Below are 26,066 nucleotides of genomic sequence, written 5' to 3' on the forward strand. Positions count from 1 at the left end.
GATAGCCAGACTATCGCTAAAAAATTTTAAGTTGTTTATGCAACTTTTCCGAAATTTGTTTAGTTTTATAGGAGTGACCTTATCCGAGTCTCCAATACTTTTATAAAAATTTCACCATGCAGGAAGCCTACATCATAGCTGGTTTCAGAACCGCGGTCGGGAAATCGAAGCGCGGGGGATTCAGGTTTACACGGCCTGATGACCTTGCCGTGGAAGTGATCAAAGGATTGATGGCCAGCGTTCCTGCGCTTGACCCTGCCAGGGTTGACGATGTGATCGTGGGGAATGCGGTGCCGGAAGCGGAACAGGGTTTACAGGTGGGAAGAATCATAGCAGCAAGGGCTTTGGGTATCGAAGTTCCGGGCATGACGGTGAACAGGTATTGCGCCTCCGGACTGGAAACCATCGCCATCGCCACCGCCAAGATCAGGAGCGGACAGGCGGAATGTATTGTGGCAGGCGGAACGGAAAGCATGAGCCTGGTGCCTACCGCAGGATGGAAAACAGCCCCGGCTTATTCCATCGCATCAGAAGAACCGGATTATTACCTGAGCATGGGGCTTACAGCAGAAGCAGTGGCAAAAGAATACAATGTAAGCAGGGAAGACCAGGACCAGTTCGCGTTGCAATCACACGAAAAAGCCATAAATGCAATCCAAAAAGGCATTTTTAAGGAGGGAATTCTACCCATAACCGTGGAGCATGTATATTTGGACCCCTCGGGTAAAAAACAAAAAGCTTCTTTTGTTGTTGACACGGACGAGGGTCCCAGACCTGATACTACGCTCGAGGCACTGGGAAAATTGAAGCCGGTATTCGCTGCGGGAGGAATGGTAACAGCGGGCAACTCGTCTCAAACAAGTGATGGAGCCGCTTTCGTGATCGTGATGGGAGAAAAAATGGTGAATGAACTGGGGTTAAAACCAATCGCCCGCCTTATCGCCTGCGCCTCTGCAGGGGTTCATCCCAGGATCATGGGAATAGGCCCTGTGGCAGCTATCCCTAAGGCGCTCAGGCAGGCAGGACTGCAACAAAGCCAGATCGATCTCGTGGAACTCAATGAGGCTTTCGCTTCGCAGTCGCTGGCAGTAATACGAACGCTTGACCTCGACCCCTCCATCGTTAACATCAATGGAGGCGCCATTGCGCTCGGTCACCCATTGGGATGCACCGGTTGCAAACTGACTGTACAACTTACGCACGATCTGAAACGACTGAATAAAAAATATGGGATCGTTTCCGCTTGCGTTGGCGGAGGACAAGGCATCGCCGGCATTATAGAGAACATCAACTAGCTCACATATACGCGACACATGAGAAAACGGGAAACCAGTCTTCGGACTGGTTTCTCAATTTTTGGCCATTACTGAATTGATCTCAGCTTGTTGAACTTAAAAGACGGCGGTGCATTCAACCGCTGCACAATATCCCCTGTTTGGGTAGTATTTTTATCAATAGTGAATAGTTTTCTCCTATATTTGATCTAATATTTTAGCCGGATCTGTATAAAAGAATGAAGATCAATATTCTGATTACCGAAGACCACGAAATGTACCTGGAAGGACTGGCCCTGTTGCTGAACAAACAGGAGCACTTCTCCGTTTCCGGCACCTTCCACAATGGCACCCAATTGCTGGAGCACCTGCCGGATGAAAACGCGCACCTGCTGCTACTTGATGTACACCTCCCGGATATTGAAGCCGAAACTTTATTAAAGCAGATCCGCGTTAAGCAGCCCGACATACGCATTCTCTACCTCACCATGATGCGTGGCACCCGTAACGTTCACAAACTGATCAGGCATGGAATAGGAGGTTATATTTTAAAGAATGCCCCCATTGCTGAATTGTGCGAGGCCATTGCAACCGTTGCCAATGGCGGCAGCTATTTCAGCAAGGAAATAGACGTTTCCGACGGGAACGACGACTTCCGCCAAACCATCACGGTAAACGATGTGAAGATCGATGATATCCTCACCAAAAGGGAAATAGAAGTACTGAAGCTCGTTTGCAAAGAATACAGCAATTCAGAAATCGCCGACAAGCTCTTTCTGAGTGTAGGCACTGTTGAAACACACCGGAAAAACATCATCGCCAAACTAGGGGTAAACAACACCGTTGGACTGGTGAAATACGCACTCCGAAACAAGCTAATAGATTGATTGCAGCCTATGCTTACCTCCAGGTGGTTCATCGCCGTCCTTTTACTGATCGCCGCACAACAGAAGAGTCTGGCGCAGAAAGACACGGGGTACCTCAAAGCGCTGTACGACCGCGCACTGGATTTTGATGAGAGCAAACTGGACTCACTGTTATCCTGCGCAGATTATATCGAAAAAACAGGCGCCGAAATAAACTTCCCGGCAGCAAAGGTACTGGCCCTGCGGCTCAAAGGCATCTACCAGGAATATTCAGAAGAATACGATGAAGCCGCCAACAGCTACCTGCGCACACTCGAAGAATCCCGGAAACTCCAAAATACCGATTACGAAAGCGCCGCCCTCAGCGACCTGGCCATTCTCTACTCCAGACTGAAGCAACCCGTAAAGGCCATGGAGATGTACCGGAAAAGCCTGGATATCTCAAGGGCGCGGGGAGAACTTGGTGGTCTCATCACCGCTTACAGCAATATCGGCGCACTACACAACCAGGTGAACAGATACGACAGCGCCCTCCACTACCTTTCTTACGCGCAGGAACTTTCTCGTCAGGTGAATGGCTATATCGAATTGTCGACCCTTTACAACAACCTTGGGAACGTTCATTTCAAATCAGGCAACCTTGACTCAGCCCTGTACTATTTCAGAACGAACCTCTCCCAGCATATCCTGGAAAACGACGAAAGCGGCCTCTGGATCGACTACCTGAACATCGCGGATGTATTCATCGAAAAGGAACAGTTCGACTCCGCGCTTCATTACGCGAACAACTCCCTGAAAATGGCGATCACACTCCATTCCAGGACAAAAGAAGCCGACAGCTACGCCATCCTCGCCAAATACTACGAAAGGAAACACAGTTACCCCGAAGCTTTTACCTACCTCCAGAAATGGTACAGCCTTGATACGGCCCTCGTGAACAGTGAAACCAACCGCAGGATAGCCGATCTCCAGGAAAAATACAATGCGCAGAAAAGAGAAAACGACAACCGCAAACTGACCGCCGACCTCTTCGTTAATAAACAAAGGCAACGTTACATCTGGCTGCTGGCCTTCGCTTTCCTGCTCATTGCCGTGGTGGCCGGCTTTGCCTTCATCACCAAAAGAAGGGCCAACAAGCACCTCGCCCGCACCAATGCGCTTATCCTCGAAAAAAACGAAAAACTCGCCATCCTGAACCAGGAAAAAAACGCGCTCATCAGCATCGTTTCGCACGACCTGAGCAGTCCGTTCGTAAACGTGATGATGTGGGGACAACTACTTCAGATCAACGCAGAAAATCTGACGGAGGAGCAACACACCGCGGTAAAGCGCATCCTCACCTCCGCCGCAAAAGGCGAACAACTGATCCGAAACATCCTTGACGTGGAAAAAGCGGAAACCAACGGCCATCTCCTGCACCTAGAAAAGAACGATATGGAACAGGTGCTGCTGAAAGTACTGGAAGAATACAAAGCCAGGGCGGAAAAAAAGAATATCTCACTGGTGTTCACCCGGTCGGGCAATGATTTCTCCTTACTTACCGACGCGTATCTTGTCACCAGGATCATGGAGAACCTTTTGTCGAACGCGATCAAATTCAGTAACCCTGACACTTCAGTGAAGATACACCTGGAAAAAACGGAAAATGATCGTGTGCGCATCACCGTTGAAGATGAAGGTGTGGGCATTCCGGAGGAAGAGCTGCCTTATCTGTTCACCAAATACAGCCGCATTTCCTCTACGCCAACCGGTGGGGAGCACTCAACCGGCCTGGGGCTTTCCATTGTAAAAAGATTGGTGGAAGAACTCAACGGTACCATCAGCTGCACCAGCAAAGAAGGCGCTGGCACAGCATTTCACGTCACTTTATAACCAGGAAGTTAGAACGGTGTTTCTTCATCCAGGTCCAGGTCGTTCATCTTACTGCCTTTCTGGATGAATAATTTCGCATCGGCGCCATCTCCGTCCTTAACTGGTTTCCAGGAGCCGCTGGTGGTAAAATCATTGAAGCTGTCCTGCTCCATTTCAACGAACTTCTGAATATTAAGGTGTGCCCGTAATTTCACCGTATCAAGAGAACCGTTCCTGTGTTTCGCGATCTTGATGTGCGTTTCCCCCCGGTTGTCTTCTCCCATTTCATTCGCGGTGATATCATAGTATTCGGGGCGGTAGATGAACATGACCATATCGGCATCCTGTTCGATGGCGCCCGATTCCCGGAGGTCACTCAACTGTGGTATTTTTTGTCCGTCTTTTCTGGATTCCACGGCCCGGCTCAACTGGGACAGCGCCAGCACGGGCACATCCAGTTCTTTGGCCAGTTGCTTCAGCGAGCGTGATATCTGGCTGATCTCCTGTTCACGGTTGGTATTTTTTCCTTCCCCGCTGCTGCTCATCAACTGCAGGTAGTCGATGATGATCATGCCAAGGTTCTCTTTGTTCTTCAAGCGGCGGCATTTTGCGCGCAGTTCGAAGATATTGAGCGACGCGGTATCATCGATAAAAATCGGGGCCTGTGCTAGACGTTGAATGCCTTTCGCATACAACTGTTTCATTTCATGGTCCTCCATTTTACCGCGGGAGATTTTTTCGAGCAGAATCTCACTTTCCGCGGAGAGAATCCTTGATACCAACTGCGCGGCGCTCATCTCCAGACTGAACAACGCCACCGCGGTTGGCCTGGTGGGGTGCAACGCCGCGTTACGTGCCAGGTTAAGGGCGAAAGCGGTTTTACCCACGGCGGGACGGGCGGCGAGGATGATCAGGTCCGATTTCTGCCAGCCATAGGTCAGCTTATCCAGGCTTGGGAACCCGGACGGTACACCGGTGATCTCTTCCTGCCTGCTGCGCAGGTCCTCGATCCTTTGCACCGCTTTTACAAGCACTGAGTCTATTTTGTTGAACTCTTTCCGGAGGTGATTATTGGTAATGTGAAACAGTTTTCCTTCAGCATCGTCCAGCAGATCGAATACATCGGTGGAATCTTCGTAGGCATCGGCGATGATTTCCCCGCTAACGCGGATCAGTTCCCGCTGGATGAATTTCTGCAAAATGATCCTCGCGTGTGTTTCAATATTCGCGGCGCTTACCACGGCATTGGTGAGCCGGGTAACAAAATAAGGGCCGCCCACCATCTCCAGTTCTTCCTTCTTTCTCAATTCTTCCACCACGGTGAGAATATCAATGGGCATACTCTTCGCGGCCAGGGACTGCATGGCTTTGAAAATGCGCTGGTGCGCCTCCACATAAAAACATTCCGATTTCAGGATCTCGATTACCGTGTCGAAAGCGGATTTCTCCAGCATCACCGCCCCCAAAACGGCTTCTTCCAGGTCCTTGGCCTGGGGCGGAACCTTTCCATATACCATGGTGGAAACGTCAACGGAGGACTTGCGGCGTGCTTTACGGTCTTTATTGAGATTTGTAAGGTCCATGAGTTAAACTGAATCTGCGTGAATGTTAATTTATCAAATCGTTACGGTTTTGTTACCGGAAGGTTACCTGCATTTTGGCAGGACGGCGAATATAATGGGGTTCCTATTCTCCAAAAAATAATTCTGCTTTGAAAAGTATTTCACAGCTATTTCACGGGTAATCCACATCCATTACCCGGCTTTTAAACAAGAATCATGCACTTATCCCCAATTTAAAAAAGTTTTCACCTCGTGTCAAAAAGAAATGCACACATCCTGTGCGTAAGTTTTAGCCGTGAATATTTTGGTGAAATGGGGTTACCTACCGTTGTGCGTTTCAGCGTTTTTTTTGAGTTAAATCAATGCTGAAACAGCGGTCAGGTAAGGGGAAACACATATAAGCAACAGTAAAAAATGAAGTTCTTCGAATGCAGTTACACATTTAATAAAAGAGAATATGTTTTTTGGGAGGCATAAAGGAGATAGATGGTAGTTTCAGTTCATTCCACTGCTAATCTTCAATGGCTTCAATGCCCTGCGCTTTTAATTGCTCAAGGTGATCCTTCATGGCTTTTAATTGTTCCGGAGCATGTCCGGTCCAGGTTGTTAATTCGCCTACCACACGAAGCGCTTGCAATGACCTGTAAGACTTTGTAGGATTTCCGGGAACTTTTTATCTGTAAGATTAGGATCATCCTCCATGGGTCCGGTTGGCTCAACAATATAAATCCGCCCGGGTCCTTCCCCCTGCGCCAGTTCAGCACCCCAAACCGCGGCATCCAGCGTAGCCGTTAAGTACACGTATTTTGCTATTTTTCTTCGCCCGTAGTTGGACGAAAAGCCAGGCTCAATCAGATCTCCGGGATTTAACGCCGCTTTTGTGCCATGATAGAATTTTTCAGAAAATTCAATACCATTCGCTTTTTCAGAAGGTGTATGCATTCGGGGAACTTTGTAATGATTAACGGGCGATTGACCAATTCATCAGCCAATACGTTGCAGGTCGGTAGTGTAAGACGAAGCGCTCGTTCAGCTACCCGATACCGTAACTTAATTGAGTTTAAAAGGAACGATCATTTCAAACACGGGGATATTCACATCGAAAGAGGATTTGGAAAGCAGGTTCTCCATCTGGTAAGTGCCGTACATTTTCCCCATTTCCGTGCGCAGGTTGCAGCCACTCACATATTGGTACTTTTCTCCCGGCTGCAGGGTTGGCTGAACGCCTACCACGCCTTCCCCCTCCACTTCTCGGTGGGTGCCGTTGCTATCGGCGATGAACCAGTGCCGGCGTTGCAATTTTACGGGATATGTATTGTGGTTTTCGATGGTGATCCGGTAGGCGAACATGAATTCACCCGACATGGGATTGGAATAGTCGGGTTGATAAAACGTTTCCACACTAACTTCAACGCCTTCGGAGATTTTAGATACCATCTTCAACGTTTTTTCTAAAATTAACCAAATTTAAAATTTAAGGCCGATAAATAACGCATCCTGAAATAATTTTCAATGCTACCTTTGCACCACTTTCACTTTACGACATCAAAAACACCATGATATGAAAATTGCCGTAGCCAAAGGAGATGGAATAGGACCGGAGATAATGGATGCTGTTCTTTCTGTTTTCAACGCCGCCAAAGTTTCGCTGGAATACGAATTTGTTGATATGGGTAAATGGGTATTCGACAAAGGTTTTTCCAATGGAATGACCCCTGAAGCCCAGCAATCTATTGAAACCCTGGGCATCCTTTTCAAAGGCCCCATGGAAACCCCCAAGGGAAAGGGCGTGAAAAGCGTGAACGTGACCGCCCGTAAAACCTGGAACACCTACGCCAACAAGCGTGTTTTCCAAACATTGTCCGGTGTGGACACCGTTTTCAGCAAGGCAGGCATTCCCATCGACATCACCATTGTGCGCGAGAACATTGAGGATACCTATGGTGGCGTAGAGCACATGCTCACCCGCGACGTTGCCCTCAGCCGTCGTTTCATCACACGCCCCGGCAGCTTACAGGTGATCCGCTACGCTTTCGAGATGGCGAAAAAGAAAGGCGCGCGCCGCATCACCTGCGGACACAAGGCCAATATCATGAAGATCACCGATGGCCTCTTTCTGGAATGCTTCTACGAAGTAGCCAAAGAATACCCAGAACTCAAAGCCGACGACGTGATCGTGGACGATCTCTGCATGAAACTCGTTACGCGCCCTGATACTTTTGATGTGGTGGTACTCACCAACCTCCAGGGCGATATCGTTTCCGACCTTTGCGCCGGTCTTGTAGGTGGACTTGGGTTCGCGCCTTCCGCCAATATCGGCGACCATATCTGCATTTTCGAAGCCGTTCACGGCACCGCACCTGATATTGCCGGTAAAAACATCGCCAACCCAACCGCCCTGCTGCTCAGCGGACTTTCTCTCCTGCAGCACATCGGGTTATATGATACCGCCTCCATGATCGAGAACGCCCTGCTTTACACCCTGGAAAGCGGTGTTCATACAGGCGACTTCGGTGATAAAACAAAACCCTCTCTCAACACAACTGAGTTCGCGCAGGCCATCATCGGCAACTTCGGCAAGAAGCCTGCCAACAATCCCAAACCAGGCAGCACCGACCAACCCACCAGTTGCACGGTCTTTAACCTGGAAGAGAATCCTATGCTGGAATCCGCCGCTGGCGCAAGCGAAAAGATCGTTGGTGTGGACATGTTCATCGAGAGCAATATCCAACCCGAAGAACTGGCCCAGAAATGCCTGCGTCATGCCGGTGTTAAGTTCAAACTGGTGAACATCAGCAACCGCGGGACCCAGGTTTGGCCCACCGGCTCCAAATTCACCAACCTGGTGAACCAATACAACGCGCGCTTTGAAAGCATCGACACCACACCACTCAACCAACAGGATGTGATTGGTCTGTATGTAAGTCTGAGCGGAGATTTCAAAATATGTTCCCTTGAGCTCCTGAATAAAGTCGGGGAGAAAAGCGGTTATTCATTGGCGCAGGGCCAATAATAGTTTTCCGATAATCTGATTGCGGAGTTGATGTGAGTGATCTTGCTCATTTCAACTCCGTTCTTATTTTACATCAACGTATCCTTCTTTTTTAAGAAAGGCTTTCAATTTCTCCCGGTGATCCCCCTGTACGATGATCTCTCCATCCTTCGCGGAGCCACCCGTTCCGCAATGGTTCTTCAGTTTTTTACCTAATGCTTCGAGGTCCTCCTCTTTTCCTATGAACCCGAGTACAACCGTAACCGTTTTTCCGCCGCGGTGTTTCGTCTCCAACTGAATCCTTAACCGCTGCGCGGCTTTCGGCAGGGTTTCCACTACTTCAGCTTCCTCTTCTATCTTAAAACCCGGATCGGTGGAGTAAACGATCCCTGTTCCGGTAATTTTCTTTTTTGCCATCTTTTCAAGCATTACATTAAACAGCTTTCAAACTAAGGTCCAGGCTTCTGGCCTGGTGGATCAATGCGCCCACACTTACAAAATCCACGTTGGTGGCGGCGTAGTCCAGGAGATTGTCAAGGTTTATTCCGCCACTGGCTTCTGTTTCCAATCTTCCATCTATCAGTTCCATGGCTTCTTTCAGCAACGATGGCGAGAAATTATCGAGCATAACCCTGTTCACTTTTCCGGACGCCAGCACCTTCTGTACATCTTCCAATGACCGCGTTTCTATCTCAATCTCAAGTGGCAGTTGCAACCGTTGTACATAAACATAGGCTTTTTCAATGGCCATTTCAATCCCCCCGCAATAGTCGATATGATTGTCTTTGAGCATAATCATATCATACAGTCCCATTCTATGGTTCACCCCTCCTCCTATGCGCACCGCTTCTTTTTCAAGCAACCGGAAGTTGGGCGTGGTTTTCCTGGTATCCAGCACGCGTGTGTGCCATCCTTCCAGTTTGCCGACATACTGCCTTGTTAGTGTTGCGATACCACTCATGCGTTGCATGCAGTTCAACGCAAGTCTTTCACAGGACAAAATCGTATGCACACTGGCTTCCACTTCAAACGCTGTTTCTCCGGCCTTCATGGGTTCCCCGTCTTTTTTATGGGGCGTAAAAACGGAGGAACTATCCTGCATGGCGAAGATTTTCCTGGCCACTTCAAGCCCGGCCAATACCCCGTCTTCTTTGATCTTCAGCACTGCTTTCCCCCTGGCATCTGCCGGAATACAACTTAAAGTAGAATGATCCCCATCCCCGATGTCTTCTGCCAAAGCTGCTGTGACCAAAGCCGCCAATTGTTCGTCGAACGTTCTCATAAAGCAAAGCTACATAAAACGTGCGCAACCGAAGAGAGAGAAAAACACCGATAACATACCGTTTTTTAACGGAGCACTCCTGTACAAAGGTTTGTTTAATACCTTCAATACAGTTCCAACCATACTTCCGCAAATCTTCCATCCATTCAATGATAAAAAAGAGCGGCGCATCTTTTACGATGCGCCGCTCCAATCAAACGATATATAAACGGATCAGGCTCCGCTGTTCTCCAATCGTATTTCCTGGAGCAATTGCTTTTCTCCTTTTTGTTTCAGGAATATCGTGGCCCGGTACTGGCCATTTTTAGTTTGCAGAATACCGATACAAAACTGGCTTCCCCCGTTCTCCCCTTTGTGTTTCACTTCAAAACTCTTTACTGCATTGGTCGTGAAGAAATCTTTCATTACCAGTTCCGCCTGACTTTTACTGTAAGAATTGCTTTTCGCGGGAAGGGAAATATCCACGTAAGTATCGAAAAATTTGGACAATTGGGCCGCATTCCCTGACTTCATGGCGCTTACGACGCCATCAAGGGTCTGAAAGTTGGTGAATGCGGTAAGCAGCAACACCGGCAAAAGGATTAAGGCGCTCCGGTAAAGATATTTCATGATACTGATTTTAACCCTGAGGTACCCAAAAACATGCCAGATTAGGATTTTTCCGGGCTTTTCACGACCTAAATATAGCTGTTTCCTCCGTCAAAATTCTGTAAATGAGTTAGTTTTGATTTCATGGAAAAGAAAAAAGCAATACTGGTTATCATGGATGGCTGGGGTTTGGGCCAGGTTCCCACCGCGGATGCCATCAGCAGCGCAAATACGCCATTTGTAGATAGTTTGTACGGAAAATATCCCAACACCACCCTTGTTACCTGCGGGGAAGAAGTGGGATTGCCTGAAGGGCAGATGGGCAACAGCGAAGTGGGACACCTCAACCTGGGGGCGGGACGCATCGTTTACCAGGAACTTCAGCGCATTAACGTTGCCGTTAAATCCGGTGAAATGTTCACCAACCCTGTGCTGCTGAAAGCGATCGACTATGCACGCACACAACAGAAGCCACTTCACCTGATGGGCCTGGTAAGCGATGGCGGGGTACACTCCCACATCAACCACCTGATGGCGCTCACCAGCTTCCTGGCCACGCAGAACGTTCCACAGGTATATATACACGTATTTACGGATGGAAGGGATACGGATCCAAAAGGAGGACTGGGTTATGTTACTACCCTGGAAGAGCACCTTACCCGTACAACCGGGAAAATAGCCACCGTCTCCGGAAGGTATTACGCCATGGACCGCGACAAACGCTGGGAACGCGTGAAACTCGCTTACGACGCATTGGTAAATGGAAGAGGAAACAAAGCCGCGTCAGCCATCGAAGCCATTACTTCTTCCTATGCTGAAGACAAAACCGACGAATTCATCCTCCCCACCAATATCACCGGAGCCGACGGCCTGCCCATCGCCACCATCGCCGACGGCGATGCCGTGATCTGCTTCAACTTCAGAACGGACCGCTGCCGCGAGATCACACAGGTGCTTACGCAGGAAGACTTCCCTGAACTGGGCATGCACAAAAAAACATTGCACTATACCACCATCACGGAATACGATAAAACCTTCAAAGACGTATCCGTTATGTTTGAAAACGATAACCTCACCAACACACTAGGAGAAGTGATCGCCGCACACGGCCTCAAACAAATCCGCATCGCCGAAACGGAGAAATACCCCCACGTCACCTTCTTCTTCAGCGGTGGCCGGGAACTTCCCTTCCCAGGCGAAGAAAGAATCCTGAAACCTTCGCCCAAAGTGGCCACTTATGACCTGAAACCTGAAATGAGCGCTTACGACCTTACCGACGCGATCGTTCCTGAAATTCAAAACCAAACCGCCGATTTCATCTGCCTGAATTTCGCCAACGCCGATATGGTGGGCCATACAGGGATTTTTGAAGCCGCCATGAAAGCCGCGGAAACCGTAGACAACTGCGTTCAACGCGTGGTAACCGCCGCCCTGGAAAACGGCTATACCGTGTTTCTAACAGCAGATCATGGCAACGCCGATTATATGCGGAACGAAGACGGATCACCCAATACCGCGCATACGCTGAACCTGGTGCCGTTGTTCGTTATTGATAAAAACTGGCATGGCACCTTGCAGCCAGGAAAACTGGGTGATATCGCGCCTTCTATCTTAACGATGATGGGTCTTCCTATCCCCCCGCAAATGACCGGCAAGGTGCTGGTTTCGGCATAAATAAACCGTATGAAAAAAAGAATACTGACAGGCCTGCTGGTCGCTTTTCTACTGATGCAGTTCTTCCGGCCGGAAGCCAACAGCACAACTGCTCCGCAGCCCAATGCCCTTTCGGCAGGTTATGCCGTGCCGGAAGCCGCAGCCATTATTCTGAAGAAGTCCTGTAACGACTGTCACTCCAACAATACCAGTTATCCCTGGTATGCGCACGTGCAGCCCGTTGGCTGGTGGCTCGCGGACCATATTAAGGATGGGAAGAACGAATTGAATTTCGATGAGTTCCTCACCTATGGCCTGAAAAAACAGGATCACAAGCTGGAAGAAGTGATAGAAGAAGTGAAAAAAGGCCATATGCCGCTACCGTCTTATGTGCGCATGCACAAAAGTGCCGCGCTCACCAAAGCGGAAAAAGAAGCGATTGTAGCCTGGGCCGATAAAACCCGGAAAGAAATACAGAACAAAATGCTGGTAGCGGGTGAACGTAAAACACCATAATATTCCAACTTTCAGCGGGGCAATGCTGCTACTCCTACTGGCGGCCGCCCCGCTTTTTCTTTCCCTCGCATTCCTGGGCAGGCAGGCCATGATACGCCATGAAATGGAAGAACGGCTGGAAAAAGAGGCGCTCACCACCATCTTTGTACCCAGGGGCCGGTTGTATTGGGTGAAGAAGAACAAAGAGATACAGCTTGGAAAAGATTTGTTTGATGTGAAAAAAATCGTTCCGGTGGCAAAAGGGTACCTCGTTACCGGCTTGTACGATTATGATGAAAAACATATTCACCGGCAATTAAGTAACGCGATAGAAGGCCAGGCGGAAGAAGAACAACAAGATGCTTTTGGCACCTGGCTCTTTAAACAACAGTATACCTGCCCTGACCAGGAGCCGGCCATGCCCGTTGAAAGCACTGCAATCCTTAAGCTGTACAACATTTATCCGACCGGATATTTTCAGAAAAATGAACAAAAGGTGCCCACCCCTCCTCCCCGGCATCCGTTTTCTTAAACACACACTGCTGTTCATTTTTTCAAACCAATACTAACATGGATTACAGAAGAATTATATGCTCCTGTACAGCCATGGGCATGTTCTTTTTTGCCCAGGCACAGGATAAAAAGAGCAAGGATTCCTTGTGGAACGAACTGGATGAAGTAGTTGTTTCCTACAACAAATGGGAGCAAAACCTGAATGAGGTCCCCAATAAGATCGCGCGCATCAATATGAAACTCGCTGCCTTGCAACACCCGCAAACAGCGGCCGACCTGCTGGGTGCTTCGGGCTCAGTATTCATTCAGAAAAGCCAGATGGGCGGCGGAAGCCCGATGATACGCGGTTTTGCCACCAACCGTGTACTTATTGTAGTGGATGGCGTGCGCATGAACAACGCCATTTACCGCAGCGGTAACCTCCAGAACGTGATCTCGCTTGATGCGCTGGCTACTGAAAACGCGGAAGTGATCTTCGGGCCGGGAAGTCTTATTTATGGAAGCGATGCCATTGGTGGTGTAATGGATTTTCATTCCTTCACGCCGAAACTATCGTCCAATGAGGACTTGTTCGTTAAAGCGAATGTGCTCACCCGTTATGCTTCCGCGAACAAGGAAAAAACCGTTCATGCCGACGTGAATTTCGGGGAGAAAAAAATATCTTTTCTTTCCAGCTTCACCTACAGTGATTTCGGCGACATGAAGATGGGAAAGAACGGCGGCCAGGACAGCTACCTTCGCCCCAATTCCGTGGAATGGATCAACGGGAAAGACAGTGTGGTCACTAACCCGGACCCGCGTGTCCAGTTGCAAAGCGGTTACCATCAGCTCAACCTGTTGCAGAAAATCCGTATCCGCCCCAACGATCATTGGGACCTCGGTTATGCCTACCATTATTCCGCTACGGGTAATGTGCCCCGTTATGACCGGTTGATTGAAACGAGCGGCGGCTTACCCACCTTCGCCCAATGGTATTATGGCCCGCAACGCTGGGAAATGCACCAGGCACAGGCAGCTTACACTGGCAGAACCGCGCTGTTCGACAACATGAAGGCCGTATTTGCCTACCAGGATTATGAAGAAAGTCGCCACGACCGGCGCAGAAACAATGCCAACCTCCGCAACCTCACTGAAACCGTGGAAGCTGTTTCCGCCAACTTCGATTTCCTGAAAATGCTCGACCCGCATACAAGCCTGTTTTATGGCGCAGAATACGTTTTCAATGAAGTGGGCTCAACAGGAAACAGGGTGAACACCACCAACGGAACAGTTTCAGGTGTGGCTTCCCGTTATCCTAACGGATCAAAGTGGCAATCAGCGGCCGCTTACATCAGTTTGAAAAAACGGGTAAACCCGAAACTTGTGCTGTCCACCGGCCTCCGGTACAACCATGTTTCACTGAAGAGCAGGTTCGATACTACTTACTTCAAAACACCATTCCTGGAAGCGGACATCAGCAAAGGGGCTCTTACAGGCAATATTGGTATCACCTACCGCACAACGGAAAACTCACACCTTTTCTTCAATGTATCTACCGGGTTCAGAAGTCCGAACGTGGACGATATCGGGAAGATATTTGAATCGGTTACCGGAAGACTGACGGTGCCGAACGCGAACCTGTCATCGGAATACGCGTGGAACGGCGAGTTGGGCTGGAACATCAAAAAAGAGAGAAGGTATAGTTTCGACATCACCGCCTTCTTCACCTATCTGGATAACGCCATCGCACGGAGAGCTTTCCGGTTGAATGGCAGCGACAGCCTAGAATTCAATGGCGGCATGGTGTTCACGGAAGCCCTTCAGAACGTGGCACACGCCAAAGTATGGGGCGTGCAGGGTGCTTTTTCTGTGTTTATTGCCCCGAGAATATCCTGGAGCATCCAGGGCAATTGGACGAAAGGAGAAGAAACGGACGACGCGGAAGACAAGAACGTTCCACTACGCCACGCGGCCCCCTTCTTCGGGAACAGCCACCTGCGTTTTATGCGTGGCAAATGGCTGTTCGACCTGTATGGCATCTACAATGCCGCGATCCGTTACGAGGACTTGGCGCCCACCGAGCAGGTGAAAACCTTCATCTACGCAAAGGACGCGAACGGCAACCCTTATTCACCTTCCTGGTACACCATCAACCTGAAGGGAAGTTGCGAGATCAACCGCCATATTTCTGTTTCCGGAGGCTGGGAAAACATGACCAACCAAAGGTACAGGCCTTATTCATCCGGCATTGTGGCCGCGGGTTCCAACCTCGTACTCTCCGTAAAAGCTTCCATTTAAAACACCAACCATGCAGCAGAACACTTCAGCACAGATAGCCCGCAAAACGAGATGGCACAGAAAATGGCACCGGAACATCGCCATTATAGGAGCTGCTTTCCTATTGTTCACCTCCGTTACCGGCCTGCTGCTGGCCTGGAAAAAAAATAGCGGGGGATACCTGCTGGCGGAATCAAAGAAGGGGAGCAGCCCCCTTCTTTCCCAATGGCTCTCTTTTGAAACGCTTTCTTCCAAAGCCATTACGGCGCTTCGCGAAAAACACGGTAATACTATTGATACCGTGATCAGCCGGATCGATGCGCGGCCGGATAAAGGAATGGTCAAGTTCATTTTCGAGAACCATTACCACGCGCTCCAGGTAGATGCCGTTACGGGAAATATACTTTTGTACGAGGAACGGCGCGCCGACTTTATTGAACAGTTGCACGACGGCAGCATCATTGATAAGCTGTTGAGCGCCAATGGTCTGGGTAAACTCACCTACTCCACCATTGGAGGAATAAGCCTCCTCCTGCTCACCATTACCGGGTTCTGGCTCTGGTATAACCCGAAAAGAATCCGGAAGAGAAAGGCAGAAATTCAGCCCTGAAACTTAAACGGAGGCAGCATATTCTGAAAATTATTGTCTAACTTGTATGGTAACCAAATGTCGTATATGACGGAGGAAGCCATTCTTACCGGTTGCTTAAGAAATGATGCAACCGCCCAAAAGGAGTTATACAACCGCTACAGCCCGAAAATGTTGTCGGTGTGTTTCAGGTACGCCCACAACAGGGAAGACGCGGAAGATATGCTCCAGGAGGGTTTCATTAAAGTGTTCTCGCAAATCCACACCTTCCAGGGCAAAGGCGCTTTTGAAGGTTGGGTGAGAAGGGTGATTGTGCATACCTGCATCAACATTCTGAAGAAGAACAAAAAGTTCAATGAAAGTGTGGACATTATTCACGCTTCGGGCGTGCAGGTAAGGGAGGAATCCGTTCCGTCGATCATCCAGGCCAAGCAGGTTATCGATTGCATCAGGATACTCCCGATCGGATACCGGACGGTACTCAACCTGTATGCCATTGAAGGCTACAACCACAAGGAGATCGCAGAGATGCTGGACATTGAGGAAAGCACGAGCCGCTCGCAGTACACCAGGGCCCGCGCCATGCTGGAAGATATTCTTGTGAAAAAAAGAATTATGCAGAAACCACGGGAAAAAGCAGGCTGGTTCGCCGCGCTTACCGGGAGATCCTGAGACCTTGAAACGAGACCGGCATGGAGAGAGACTTTTACACAGATGATTTTGAACAATATCTAAGGGAAAAAACAGACGAATACCGGATGTTCCCCTCTGATACTGTTTGGAAAAAAATTCACCGCCAACTGCATGTGTACAGGCGCTGGACCATGTTCGGTATATCCGCCCTGCTGCTGGGCGCCACTTTCCTCGGAGGCAGGTTTTTCCTGAGCGGCACTGAAAATATCCTAGCCGATGCCGCCAACAACCAGGTAACACCTTCTCCACTTTCCACTACAAATTCAGAAGAAGAAGCGGAGAAAAAAACCGCAAAGAAAGAGCCTGGTAAAGAAGCGGCAAAATACATAGCGCCCAACCAACTCATTATTGCCATCAACAACATCAGGGAAAGGAAACTTTCCAATATGCTTTTCCAGGACATCGCGGAAAAGAACGATCCCAACATGAAGGTGGCCTGGCTTCGTCCCGCGGAAGTGGATAGTCCGGCTATTGTAGCCGCTGAGGTTCCGGAAGAAAAAGAACTGCCAGCCCCTGTTGTTGCGCAGATAGAACTGAAAACCACGGCTTCCTTCCCCGTTAAAACACCGGAATCACAACCTGTTCCTCATCTGGAAGCCGCTCATATTGAAAAACCTTCCGCCCTGAGCGCTCCGCTTCAACAGGCACTTACGGTACCGGTAAACGGAACAATGGATATTGCTTCCGTAAAACTGTTGGAAGACAAGCCATTCCTTTCTGAAGAAGACAAAAGACATATAGATAATTTCGCGCTGAACTATATCCCCCCTCAGCGAAAGAAACTAAGTGTCCAGTTCTACGTAACGCCTACGGTTAGTTACAGAAGGTTAACCGATTGGGGGAAAAACATCAACCTCAATTCCGCGCCAACCAACCTCACCACGCAAGCCCACTACGATATTGACAAATACGTGAACCATAAGCCATCATTTGGCTTTGAAGCCGGTTCCAATATGCTCGTAAAACTGATGCCCGGCTTAACCTTGAAAACCGGTCTTCAATTCAATTTCTCCCGCTTCCAGGTGCACGCTTATAATGCGGCGCCGGAAACAGCAATCGTGGCTATGAGCACCACTACCGGCAACCAGCCCGACACGATGCTCAGCAGCAGCAGGCTCAGGAACTATTTCGGCTATTCGAGGGCGGAAGTCCAGAACCAATACATGCAACTTTCCATGCCGGTGGGGCTGGAACTCCGCGTGGCGGGCACCAATAAATTCAGTTTCAACGTGGCAGGTGCCGTTCAGCCCACCTACCTGCTGGGCAGCAACAGCTACATGCTGAGTTCCGATTACAAACATTACGTGAAAGCGCCGGACGACCTGATGCGCCGCTGGAACCTGCACACCAATCTCGAAGCTTATTTCGCCTTCGAAAAGAACGGGCTTCGCTGGCAAATGGGGCCACAATTCAGGTACCAGATGCTTTCGAGTTATGAGAACAGGTATCCTATACGGGAATACGTGATCGATTATGGTTTCAAGATCGGCGTAAGCAAAATTTTCAAATAAAAATTATCCTTCCCCGCCCCCTATTTCCTTAATTTTGGGGCATGCGAATAACAGTGATTATAGCCCTGGTGTTCCTATACGCCTGCCAGGGAACCCCATTGAAAACGGAAGCCGGTGATATCATGAAAGACAGTATCGCAGCCTCCAAAGAATACTATCCCATTCCCGCCTTTATTACCGAGGAACTGAAATACGCCCAGGAAAACCCAACGGCCATTACCAGGTATATTACGATTGGCAATAAAGTGGATTCCGGGTTCGTGCCTTACGATACACTGGAGGCATTCGCCACCGCATTCATGGGAATTGACCTGAACGATGCCACCTTTAAAAGAGATGTGGTAGAAAAAACTTTCATGGATGAATCCATCGGACTGGTCACGCTCAGCTATACCATAGACAACGACAAAACACCATTGCGCCGGGCCGATATACTCGTGAAAGAAGGGGAAGTGAAGAGTAAAGTGAACAGTATTTACCTTGAAAAAGTGGCGGAAAATAACGGCACCACTACCGTGAAAAAACTGTACTGGAAATCCAGGCAGAACTGCATGGTTATTGAACAGGAAACAGATGCCTCCGGCAATGAAAAAATGATCCAGACCAAACTGGTATGGAACGCCGGCGAATAGCTATATCATGACCGCACAGGAATACCAGCAGATCGCACATACCATCCCGCACCAACCCGGTATCTATAAATACTATGATAAACAGGGCACACTGTTGTATGTGGGAAAAGCAAAGAACCTGCGGAAAAGGACTGGGTCTTATTTCACAAAAAGTTATCCCAACTACAAAACAAAGGAGTTGGTCACCCGCATCCACCGGGTGGAATTCACCATCGTAGACAGTGAGCAGGATGCCTTCCTGCTTGAAAACGCCCTGATCAAACAATACCGGCCGAAGTACAATATCGACCTGAAGGATGATAAATCGTATCCCTTCATTGTCATTAAAAAAGAACATTTCCCGAGGGTGTTCCTTACGCGCAATAAAATCAACGATGGCTCGGAATACCTGGGGCCATTCACTTCCGTCGGCAGAGTGCGGGAGTTGCTGAACTTCATCCGGCTCAACATCCCGTTGCGGACCTGTAAACTGAATCTTTCCCCGGCGAATATCCGGGCAGGAAAGTTTAAAGTATGCCTGGAATACCATCTTGGCAACTGTAAGGGCCCCTGTGAGGCCTTGCAGACCGAAGAAGATTACCAGGCCGGACTGCTGCAGATCCGGCAGATATTGAAAGGGAACGTTTCCCCCGTGATCCAGCAGTTTAAGGAGCAGATGCAGGCTTTCGCGCAGGACATGGCCTTTGAAAAAGCCGAGATGATGCGCAAGAAAATTGAACACCTCGAAAATTACAATGCCCGCTCCGTAGTAGTAAGCAGGTACCTCACAAATATTGATGTGTTCTCGCTGCTCAAAGAAGACGAATGGGCCTACGTAAACTACCTGATGGTGCAGAACGGTACCATCGTTCAAACCCATACCATCCGACTGGAAACACACCTGGAAGAGACGGATGAAGAAGTACTCGTGTTTGCGATACAGCAGCTCAGAGAAACCTTCAACAGTCTGGCGGATGAGATAGTCGTCCCCTTCCCTATTGAGTTCCCGCTCGAAGCGATTACGATTACTGTACCCAAGGCCGGCGACAAGAAAAAACTGGTAGAATTATCGTTAAAAAACGTGAACTATTTCCGTGAAGAAATCCGGAAGAGAAAGATCCTTCAACTGGAAGGAAAGGATGACCAGGAAAAGAAAAAAGTCCTGTACCAGCTCCAGGAAGAACTTCAATTGCCCGAACTGCCGGTTCATATAGAATGCTTCGATAACTCCAATTTCCAGGGCAGCTACCCGGTTTCGGCCATGGTATGTTTCAGGAACGGCATCCCCAGCAAAAAAGACTACCGCCACTACAACGTGAAAACCGTGGAGGGCATCAATGATTTCGCCACCATGAAAGAAGTGGTTTTCAGGCGTTATAAGCGCCTCCGGGACGAGGAGCAGTCTTTTCCTCAACTGGTCATCATTGATGGTGGTAAAGGACAATTAGGCGCCGCTATGGAGAGCATAAGGGAGCTGGGACTCGTAGGTAAAATGACCCTCGTGGGGCTTGCTAAAAACGAAGAAGAACTGTTCTTCCCCGGCGATTCGGAATCCATTAAGCTCCCCTATAATGGCGACTCCCTAAGACTGATCAGGCGTATCCGGGATGAAGTGCACCGCTTCGGCATCACCTTCCACCGCAACCAACGCAGCAAAGGTACTTTCAGTAATGAACTGGAACAGATACCAGGTATCGGTAAACAAACGGCCGAAAACCTTTTAAAGCATTTCCGCTCGGTTAAAAATGTAAAGAACGCCTCGGAAGAAGAGCTCATTAAGGTAGTGGGTGTTGCGCGCGCTAAGCTCATCCGCACACATTTCTCCGCTGAAAACACGGAAGAATAGAAGAGAAATTCACCTGAAAAAAGTATGTATAAAATGGCTGCAGTACAAGTGCTGTAGGGAGAACATGCGCTATGCCGCAAAATAAAGGGCATAAAAAAAGGGGCCAGGATAGACATCCAGCCCCGTTTTTAAAATCCAATATCCTATGAAAAACCGTTGTAAAAATAGTAAAAGAATCACAACTTCCAATACCCGCATGTGGGTATTTTGATATTTTTTTTTATTAAGGTTTTTACTCATAGATGCAGCGTTTGAAAGAACCCGCTACACAGCCCGGAAAATAAGGGAGTGGTGCCAGATGTTTTGGCGTGATGGTATTTTTTAGCAAACCTGCTACCGGGAACAAAAGTGGACGAACCTTAATTTGCATGGCAGGTTGCTGAAACCAAACCGAATGACAAAGGCGAGTAGCATCCGCTGAAAAGCCAGTGGTTTAGAGGGACTAGAAGTTTGTTATAAGGAAGAATAAAAAAGCGGCGCCATCTTTTGGATAGCGCCGCTTCTATAATGAAAGAACCAGTGTTGTAATTAATAGGACCAGAGATCCTGCTCGTAGTTGAAGATGCGTTCTTTTACGGCATCTCCTTCCAGCAAACGAAGGATGGGATCTTTTACGTAATCCGCGATGTAACGATCATAGGGGTTATCCATAGTCGTCTTGATGATCCTCGCGCTGAACATCCTGCTTTCGAACAATTCTTCCCAGCTCATGCGGGCGCCGATGTTCTTTCCGTTGAACACCTCATAACGTGCCAGCATGGGGCGCAGATCGGGATAATACACCCAGAAAATCGGGGTAACATCACGGAACGAGCCATCTGAATTATAAATGTTCTTCAGCGGAGCGATGCCGAGTATCCTTGTGTAAAGGCGGGAAGATTCCTTATCGAACACCACATCTTCTTTGATCCAGTATTTCTCGATGGCCTCAGGGTTGAATTCATCGATGATGATAGAATCTTTGAAGATATCTTTAGATCCGTCGGGATCGGCGTTCCAGTCGCGCACCTGAACAGTCTTGGGTTCACCTACCAAAGTTTTGGTGATCTCCCCCATCGTGATGGGCGTGGTGAAGCGGTCGTCGATCGGACTGAAAGCGGTGATGCTGTCGTTCGGATTCTTCAACGCGTTCAGCAGGATACTTATAAAGCGCTGGTTGCCATTGTCTTCGTTGGCTTTGTTCACGAAGGGCATGTTGATTTTTTCCCGAACATCAAGTTCCCTCCACACCCTTTGGCGGTATACGGCATCATCTTCGCGGATGTGCTCGTAAGCCAGTGGTGTTCTTTCCTTCACCAGGTTCCTTTCGATGGCGTTGTCGTTCCGCAATGATTTGCGGATCGTATCCAGCTTCAGTTCCGGGGGAGGTGGTGGCAACTTTTTCACTGTATCCGCGGGTGGCGGTGTATTCTGCACGGCATTGTTGTTGGCTGCAGTATTGTTGGTCGTGGGAGTTCTACGGGTCGTAGGTCTAGGTCTGCGGCCCGTCTGTGCATCGGCAGTTTCAGCTACACCGGCTACCAGCGTAAGCAACAACAGTGATTTGATGATTCGGTTCTTCATTATACAAACGAGTTATTTCAAATTAAAGAAAATACCGGGAATAGCGCGGATCTTTCCGTCCGGACCTTGTACCCTGATCTCATCGAAGAAGATAGAGGTACCTGGTGTTGCGCGGTTGATCAATCCCGCGGCGTTTCCGCTCCAGCGGGGACCATCGTTGGCGAACTGCTGATAAGAAGCGATCTCTCCGCCTTTCGCGCCCAGCACATAGCTGATCACTTTAAAAGGCGCGTCGAAATCAGAATCTTTCAGTTTAGCGATCAGCCCCCCCTGCGCCTTGAAGTTCGCGGAGGCCATAGCGCCACCACCTGAACCGCCTACCATTACAACGGGATCCGGCAGTACTTTACACCTCATAGAGAAAGGCGTGGATTTGCCATCAGCGGTTACGATAATTTCAGCTGGACCGGTCTTGTTGGGGATCGCGATGTAACGGTCACCACCAACTTTTCTCAGTTCACCACCGGTGAAACGTACACTTACTTTTTCTGAACCCACGCTACCACCAGAGATGGTGAGCGGGTTCTCAACTCCCTGGTACAGCACGTTCATTTTCTCAAGGAAGATGGAAGCGCCGGAGGGGGAGCCCACAGTGTATTCAATTACTTTAGAAATAGAAGCTGTTGTGCCATCAGGCTTGGTGTAGGTAATGTTTACAGGTACTTTGTGAGAACCAACACCATCCACTCTTGATTTCCATACAGCGGCACCGTCAGCGTTCAAAGGCTGGGCAGCACCATTAATGGTAATGGAAGGCTTTGATTTACTACTGAATGCACCCACACCTGCCGTAATTTCCAGTTCCTGACCAGGCATGAGGTAAGTAGAGTTTGTTCCGGCGAAAGCCTGGAAGGCATCATACACCACTTGTACCTGTCCGATCTGTGAGTGGAAATAATCCACCAACTGTGCTTCTGAACTTTTAACATCGTTCTGGAACTTGCTCAGGATAGTGATCGCTGCAATAGACGGGGTCATTCTGAAATAAGCAGCTGACCAGTCTTTGTTCGCGGAAGAGCCTGTTTCAGATTTAGGCGGATTCAGGTCCAGCGGCAATGATTTTGCGAACTCGGCCTGCTTGGTTTTATCCTGCACAAGCGCAAGCATATTCTTTTTATATGCTTCCAGTTTGGCGAGCAGTTCCTTACCTTTTCCGCCTTCCACCATTACACGGGTGGGGGCATCCAGGTTATCTTCCTTGAAAGATTCAACGCCATCATGCACCTCCAGACCCGATTCTTTTTTCAGGTTCTGTTTCAGGTCCTCGATATAAGAATAGAGCGCTTCTGATTCTTTCTTCGCGTTATCCGCGAAAGGTTTCCATTTTTCCGCGCGCTCCCTTGTTTCGCTGTCTTTCAGCTTCGCTTCAAAGGAGCCGTAGGTCATGTTGTTTTTGTCGGTAATGATGCGGTTGGCTTCTCCGATACTGGCGTTTACAGTCCGGAAAGCGATGATCACCTCAGCGGATACATTCAGTGCCAGCAGGGCTGTAAGCACCAAATACATCATGTTGATCATCTTCTGCCTGGGCTCTTTAGGTAGGGCCATATCTTAAACTATTTAAAGTAATTATTGTACGGTTGGTTTTTCAGGATCGGGATTCTAAAGCAAACATCTAATACTGAGAGAAAATGGCGCTTTTAGCACACCCTTTGAATCATTAAGAACGGCCTTGCATAGCGTTCAGCATATTGCCATATACCTGGTTCAGGTTGCTCAGGTTTTTAGCCAGTACGCCGATCTGCTCTTGTGTTTTCTTGGCATCTTCCACGCTGCCCTGCAGTGCCTGCGAAGCGCTGGAAAGGTTACCGTAGAACTTGTTCATCGCTTTCAGGTGGTTATTGGTATCCTGCAGTTCCAGTTCGTAAATAGTGTTCAGTGAGCCGAGGTTCTTGGTCATCAGTTGTACCTGCTCGTGGAATTGTTTTGTACCATCAGCGGCCTGGTTGAAAGCACCGAGTGAACTTGCGGCGCCCAGGTAAGCTTCTTTTACGGTACCCAGTGCGGCGGCGGCTTCTTTTGTTTTAGCGGTATAATCGCTGGTAGCGGCCACTACATTGGTCATGTCTTTCATCTGGGTAACAGTGGTACCCAGGCTTTTGAAACTTTCGCTGAGTTTTTGCAGATTGGCGGGTGTGATGTCCGCGTCCTGCATCATGTTGTCCAGTTTCGCGAGAGCGGGGTTGGAAGAACCCTGGGAAATTTTCGGCAGTGCAGCGATAAGGGGTTCCATATCGTTACCTGGAGGTGGGAGCAATGCGTAAACGATGAAGATACCTGCTTCGGTAAGAAGACCTACGGTGAGCATGATGTCGGCAAAAGGCTTGTGAAGGATTTTTGCCCAGGCTCCGAAGATTACTACTGCGGCGCCCACACACACGATAACGTTTACGATTCTGTCAACTGATTTAGATTGTCCGGCCATGATTAGATGTTTTGATTTTTGACAAAGGGGTATTGATTTAAAATTCAGACGAAATTTAAACGGTTAGAATGGTTAAAAATTGTTCCGGGGTCCGGGATTTTTACTTAGCGCTGCTGAACGGGAGGCAGGTCGATCACACAACGGAAACCGATGTATGATTTGGTTGTATCCTGGTATTCGTAAGAGCGGGTTCCTGTTTGCAGGAAGAAGCCTACATCTTTCCAGCTACCGCCGCGCAATACTTTACGTTTCATGCGGGGAGGATCTGTATCCTTTGCATTCCAACGAATGTCAGGGTTCATATCGTGCTGAAAATTGTACCCGCCTTCATAGTACAGGGAAGAGGTCCACTCCGCTACGTTTCCGGCCATGTTGTACAGACCGAAATCGTTGGGCCAGTAGGCATCTGCACGTACAGTGTAGAATCCACCATCTTCTGGATAGTTACCGCGGCCGGGTTTAAAGTTGGCCAGCAGACATCCTTTCTTGTTTCTCAGGTAATAGTTACCCCAGGGGAACATAGATTGTGAGCGACCACCGCGGGCAGCGTATTCCCACTCAGCTTCCGTTGGCAAACGGAAATCAGACTCAGTAATTCTTTTCTTGCTTTCGAGGAAACTGTTGAGGTATTTTGTCCTCCATTCGCAGAAAGCCACAGCCTGCTTCCAGTTGATGCCCACTACAGGATAGTTTCCATAAGCGGGGTGGCTGAAATAACGTTTGGTCATAGGCTCATTGTAGGAATAGGAGAAGTCTCTGATCCAGCAAAGCGTATCGGGGTAAATCCTGGTATCTGTTTTAATGATGAAGGCTGAAACAGGGCGACTGGCGTTCTCTCTTTTCGCCGCTTCTTTCAGGTCGAAGGTTTCGGAGTGGTAGATCATTTTAGCGGGATCCAACACTTTCTTACCGAAAATCCTGTTTTCAGGAGTCACCATGATGGCTTCCAGCTTTTCCATGGTGGCCTTATCACCGTACTTAATGGTTTTCGCTTTGGTCCAGTCAACGAACTCTTCGCCATCCACCTGCTTCACGAAACCCAGTTGTTTCGCGGCGATAGAGTCGCGGACATAGCTCACGAACTGACGGTATTCGTTGTTGGTAATTTCAGTAGCATCCATCCAGAAGCCGTTGATAGACACCTGTTTGTTGCGTGCGGTAAAGGCATAGTTCATATCCTCATCGCTGGGGCCCATGTGAAAGGTCCCTGGTGGAATATATACCATACCCGGCGGCTTAGGTAATACGTATTTACTACCAGGAGCAACGCCGTGCAACTGGCCATCGTTGGGGAGTCCGGAGGACTTGCCCAGCTTTCCGCAGCTTGCAGCCAGCAGTGCTAGTGTGGCTACGGCCATAAGATTGGCTAGGTTTTTCATTTTCATGTACTTAAAGGGTATTGGGCAAATATAATGTTTCTCAAACATCAGCTTTACAAGATTAGCGTTTAAAATTTAATTTTTCCAATCAGGTTCAACGCAATTGTATTAACGATA

At 48.8% G+C, this 26,066-nt stretch carries 23 protein-coding genes and 1 pseudogene; 13 read left to right on the forward strand and 11 right to left on the reverse strand.

What is annotated here, in order from left to right:
• Positions 1-116 precede the first annotated feature (116 nt).
• The 3 genes from M4J38_RS03630 (at position 117) to M4J38_RS03640 (ending at position 4,012) form a co-directional block, all read left to right on the forward strand.
• A complete protein-coding gene (locus tag M4J38_RS03630) occupies positions 117-1,295 on the forward strand; it encodes an acetyl-CoA C-acyltransferase (RefSeq protein ID WP_251758171.1) in 1,179 nt (392 codons plus the stop codon).
• 218 nt (positions 1,296-1,513) lie between these two features.
• Positions 1,514-2,161, forward strand: a complete 648-nt coding sequence (locus M4J38_RS03635; RefSeq protein WP_251758172.1) for a response regulator transcription factor — start codon at positions 1,514-1,516, stop codon at positions 2,159-2,161.
• A 9-nt stretch (positions 2,162-2,170) separates the two neighbouring features.
• Entirely contained in the window at positions 2,171-4,012 is a 1,842-nt protein-coding gene (locus tag M4J38_RS03640; protein ID WP_251760855.1) for an ATP-binding protein, read from the forward strand.
• Between the two features lie 8 nt (positions 4,013-4,020).
• Here the strand turns inward: M4J38_RS03640 and dnaB are convergent, their stop codons facing one another.
• The 3 genes and pseudogenes from dnaB to apaG all read right to left on the reverse strand — a co-directional run bounded on the left by dnaB (position 4,021) and on the right by apaG (position 6,990).
• Positions 4,021-5,574 (reverse strand): replicative DNA helicase, encoded by a 1,554-nt coding sequence (gene dnaB, locus M4J38_RS03645; protein WP_251758173.1) that lies wholly within the window; start codon positions 5,572-5,574, stop codon positions 4,021-4,023.
• Positions 5,575-6,064: 490 nt separating this feature from the next.
• A pseudogene (arr, locus tag M4J38_RS03650) lies at positions 6,065-6,495 on the reverse strand (NAD(+)--rifampin ADP-ribosyltransferase).
• A gap of 108 nt (positions 6,496-6,603) precedes the next feature.
• Positions 6,604-6,990 (reverse strand): Co2+/Mg2+ efflux protein ApaG, encoded by a 387-nt coding sequence (gene apaG, locus M4J38_RS03655; protein ID WP_251758175.1) that lies wholly within the window; start codon positions 6,988-6,990, stop codon positions 6,604-6,606.
• A gap of 124 nt (positions 6,991-7,114) precedes the next feature.
• On the opposite strand from apaG, the gene M4J38_RS03660 reads away from it, so the two are divergent.
• Entirely contained in the window at positions 7,115-8,566 is a 1,452-nt protein-coding gene (locus M4J38_RS03660; protein ID WP_251758176.1) for an isocitrate/isopropylmalate family dehydrogenase, read from the forward strand.
• Between the two features lie 63 nt (positions 8,567-8,629).
• On the opposite strand, the gene M4J38_RS03665 is transcribed toward M4J38_RS03660, so the two are convergent.
• From M4J38_RS03665 to M4J38_RS03675, 3 genes are all read right to left on the reverse strand, one after another.
• The gene (locus M4J38_RS03665) at positions 8,630-8,962 is read right to left on the reverse strand and encodes a translation initiation factor (RefSeq protein ID WP_251758177.1); all 333 of its coding nucleotides are present in this window, start codon (positions 8,960-8,962) and stop codon (positions 8,630-8,632) included.
• A 16-nt stretch (positions 8,963-8,978) separates the two neighbouring features.
• Positions 8,979-9,827 (reverse strand): carboxylating nicotinate-nucleotide diphosphorylase, encoded by an 849-nt coding sequence (gene nadC, locus M4J38_RS03670; protein WP_251758178.1) that lies wholly within the window; start codon positions 9,825-9,827, stop codon positions 8,979-8,981.
• A gap of 213 nt (positions 9,828-10,040) precedes the next feature.
• Positions 10,041-10,436: a DUF4783 domain-containing protein gene (locus M4J38_RS03675; protein WP_251758179.1), complete on the reverse strand. Its 396-nt coding sequence runs from the start codon at positions 10,434-10,436 to the stop codon at positions 10,041-10,043.
• A 123-nt stretch (positions 10,437-10,559) separates the two neighbouring features.
• Here M4J38_RS03675 and gpmI point away from each other — a divergent pair, with 123 nt between their 5' ends.
• Genes gpmI through uvrC form a run of 9 tightly spaced genes read left to right on the forward strand, consistent with a single transcriptional unit; the run spans position 10,560 to position 20,582 of the window.
• Positions 10,560-12,089 (forward strand): 2,3-bisphosphoglycerate-independent phosphoglycerate mutase, encoded by a 1,530-nt coding sequence (gene gpmI, locus M4J38_RS03680; RefSeq protein WP_251758180.1) that lies wholly within the window; start codon positions 10,560-10,562, stop codon positions 12,087-12,089.
• Positions 12,090-12,098: 9 nt separating this feature from the next.
• Positions 12,099-12,584, forward strand: a complete 486-nt coding sequence (locus M4J38_RS03685) for a heme-binding domain-containing protein (RefSeq protein WP_251758181.1) — start codon at positions 12,099-12,101, stop codon at positions 12,582-12,584.
• A gap of 22 nt (positions 12,585-12,606) precedes the next feature.
• Entirely contained in the window at positions 12,607-13,095 is a 489-nt protein-coding gene (locus M4J38_RS03690) for a hypothetical protein (protein ID WP_251758182.1), read from the forward strand.
• A 38-nt stretch (positions 13,096-13,133) separates the two neighbouring features.
• On the forward strand, positions 13,134-15,353 hold the full coding sequence (locus M4J38_RS03695) for a TonB-dependent receptor (RefSeq protein WP_251758183.1): 2,220 nt from the start codon (positions 13,134-13,136) through the stop codon (positions 15,351-15,353).
• A gap of 10 nt (positions 15,354-15,363) precedes the next feature.
• Positions 15,364-15,942: a PepSY-associated TM helix domain-containing protein gene (locus M4J38_RS03700; protein ID WP_251758184.1), complete on the forward strand. Its 579-nt coding sequence runs from the start codon at positions 15,364-15,366 to the stop codon at positions 15,940-15,942.
• A 57-nt stretch (positions 15,943-15,999) separates the two neighbouring features.
• Positions 16,000-16,593, forward strand: a complete 594-nt coding sequence (locus M4J38_RS03705; RefSeq protein ID WP_251758185.1) for an RNA polymerase sigma factor — start codon at positions 16,000-16,002, stop codon at positions 16,591-16,593.
• Between the two features lie 20 nt (positions 16,594-16,613).
• Complete coding sequence (locus tag M4J38_RS03710; protein WP_251758186.1) at positions 16,614-18,125, forward strand: hypothetical protein; 1,512 nt, start codon at positions 16,614-16,616, stop codon at positions 18,123-18,125.
• A gap of 41 nt (positions 18,126-18,166) precedes the next feature.
• Entirely contained in the window at positions 18,167-18,757 is a 591-nt protein-coding gene (locus tag M4J38_RS03715) for a hypothetical protein (protein ID WP_251758187.1), read from the forward strand.
• A gap of 7 nt (positions 18,758-18,764) precedes the next feature.
• Complete coding sequence (gene uvrC, locus M4J38_RS03720) at positions 18,765-20,582, forward strand: excinuclease ABC subunit UvrC (protein WP_251758188.1); 1,818 nt, start codon at positions 18,765-18,767, stop codon at positions 20,580-20,582.
• A gap of 69 nt (positions 20,583-20,651) precedes the next feature.
• Here uvrC and M4J38_RS03725 read toward each other — a convergent pair whose 3' ends face one another.
• From M4J38_RS03725 to M4J38_RS03745, 5 genes are all read right to left on the reverse strand, one after another.
• Positions 20,652-20,822, reverse strand: a complete 171-nt coding sequence (locus M4J38_RS03725) for a hypothetical protein (RefSeq protein WP_251758189.1) — start codon at positions 20,820-20,822, stop codon at positions 20,652-20,654.
• A gap of 288 nt (positions 20,823-21,110) precedes the next feature.
• Entirely contained in the window at positions 21,111-22,145 is a 1,035-nt protein-coding gene (gene gldN, locus M4J38_RS03730; protein WP_251758190.1) for a gliding motility protein GldN, read from the reverse strand.
• Between the two features lie 12 nt (positions 22,146-22,157).
• Positions 22,158-23,693, reverse strand: a complete 1,536-nt coding sequence (gene gldM, locus M4J38_RS03735; protein ID WP_251758191.1) for a gliding motility protein GldM — start codon at positions 23,691-23,693, stop codon at positions 22,158-22,160.
• Positions 23,694-23,805: 112 nt separating this feature from the next.
• Complete coding sequence (gldL, locus tag M4J38_RS03740) at positions 23,806-24,570, reverse strand: gliding motility protein GldL (protein ID WP_251758192.1); 765 nt, start codon at positions 24,568-24,570, stop codon at positions 23,806-23,808.
• Between the two features lie 104 nt (positions 24,571-24,674).
• Entirely contained in the window at positions 24,675-25,949 is a 1,275-nt protein-coding gene (locus tag M4J38_RS03745; protein WP_251758193.1) for an SUMF1/EgtB/PvdO family nonheme iron enzyme, read from the reverse strand.
• Positions 25,950-26,066: the final 117 nt, after the last annotated feature.

Source organism: Parasegetibacter sp. NRK P23, assembly GCF_023721715.1.
Lineage (GTDB): Bacteria > Bacteroidota > Bacteroidia > Chitinophagales > Chitinophagaceae > Parasegetibacter.

Coding starts and splice junctions, on each gene's coding strand:
- M4J38_RS03630 (WP_251758171.1), top strand. CDS start 117: ATGCAGGAAGCCTACATCATAGCTGGTTTCAGAACCGCGGTCGGGAAA.
- M4J38_RS03635 (WP_251758172.1), top strand. CDS start 1,514: ATGAAGATCAATATTCTGATTACCGAAGACCACGAAATGTACCTGGAA.
- M4J38_RS03640 (WP_251760855.1), top strand. CDS start 2,171: ATGCTTACCTCCAGGTGGTTCATCGCCGTCCTTTTACTGATCGCCGCA.
- dnaB (WP_251758173.1), bottom strand. CDS start 5,574: ATGGACCTTACAAATCTCAATAAAGACCGTAAAGCACGCCGCAAGTCC.
- apaG (WP_251758175.1), bottom strand. CDS start 6,990: ATGGTATCTAAAATCTCCGAAGGCGTTGAAGTTAGTGTGGAAACGTTT.
- M4J38_RS03660 (WP_251758176.1), top strand. CDS start 7,115: ATGAAAATTGCCGTAGCCAAAGGAGATGGAATAGGACCGGAGATAATG.
- M4J38_RS03665 (WP_251758177.1), bottom strand. CDS start 8,962: ATGGCAAAAAAGAAAATTACCGGAACAGGGATCGTTTACTCCACCGAT.
- nadC (WP_251758178.1), bottom strand. CDS start 9,827: ATGAGAACGTTCGACGAACAATTGGCGGCTTTGGTCACAGCAGCTTTG.
- M4J38_RS03675 (WP_251758179.1), bottom strand. CDS start 10,436: ATGAAATATCTTTACCGGAGCGCCTTAATCCTTTTGCCGGTGTTGCTG.
- gpmI (WP_251758180.1), top strand. CDS start 10,560: ATGGAAAAGAAAAAAGCAATACTGGTTATCATGGATGGCTGGGGTTTG.
- M4J38_RS03685 (WP_251758181.1), top strand. CDS start 12,099: ATGAAAAAAAGAATACTGACAGGCCTGCTGGTCGCTTTTCTACTGATG.
- M4J38_RS03690 (WP_251758182.1), top strand. CDS start 12,607: ATGCTGCTACTCCTACTGGCGGCCGCCCCGCTTTTTCTTTCCCTCGCA.
- M4J38_RS03695 (WP_251758183.1), top strand. CDS start 13,134: ATGGATTACAGAAGAATTATATGCTCCTGTACAGCCATGGGCATGTTC.
- M4J38_RS03700 (WP_251758184.1), top strand. CDS start 15,364: ATGCAGCAGAACACTTCAGCACAGATAGCCCGCAAAACGAGATGGCAC.
- M4J38_RS03705 (WP_251758185.1), top strand. CDS start 16,000: ATGTCGTATATGACGGAGGAAGCCATTCTTACCGGTTGCTTAAGAAAT.
- M4J38_RS03710 (WP_251758186.1), top strand. CDS start 16,614: ATGGAGAGAGACTTTTACACAGATGATTTTGAACAATATCTAAGGGAA.
- M4J38_RS03715 (WP_251758187.1), top strand. CDS start 18,167: ATGCGAATAACAGTGATTATAGCCCTGGTGTTCCTATACGCCTGCCAG.
- uvrC (WP_251758188.1), top strand. CDS start 18,765: ATGACCGCACAGGAATACCAGCAGATCGCACATACCATCCCGCACCAA.
- M4J38_RS03725 (WP_251758189.1), bottom strand. CDS start 20,822: ATGAGTAAAAACCTTAATAAAAAAAAATATCAAAATACCCACATGCGG.
- gldN (WP_251758190.1), bottom strand. CDS start 22,145: ATGAAGAACCGAATCATCAAATCACTGTTGTTGCTTACGCTGGTAGCC.
- gldM (WP_251758191.1), bottom strand. CDS start 23,693: ATGGCCCTACCTAAAGAGCCCAGGCAGAAGATGATCAACATGATGTAT.
- gldL (WP_251758192.1), bottom strand. CDS start 24,570: ATGGCCGGACAATCTAAATCAGTTGACAGAATCGTAAACGTTATCGTG.
- M4J38_RS03745 (WP_251758193.1), bottom strand. CDS start 25,949: ATGAAAAACCTAGCCAATCTTATGGCCGTAGCCACACTAGCACTGCTG.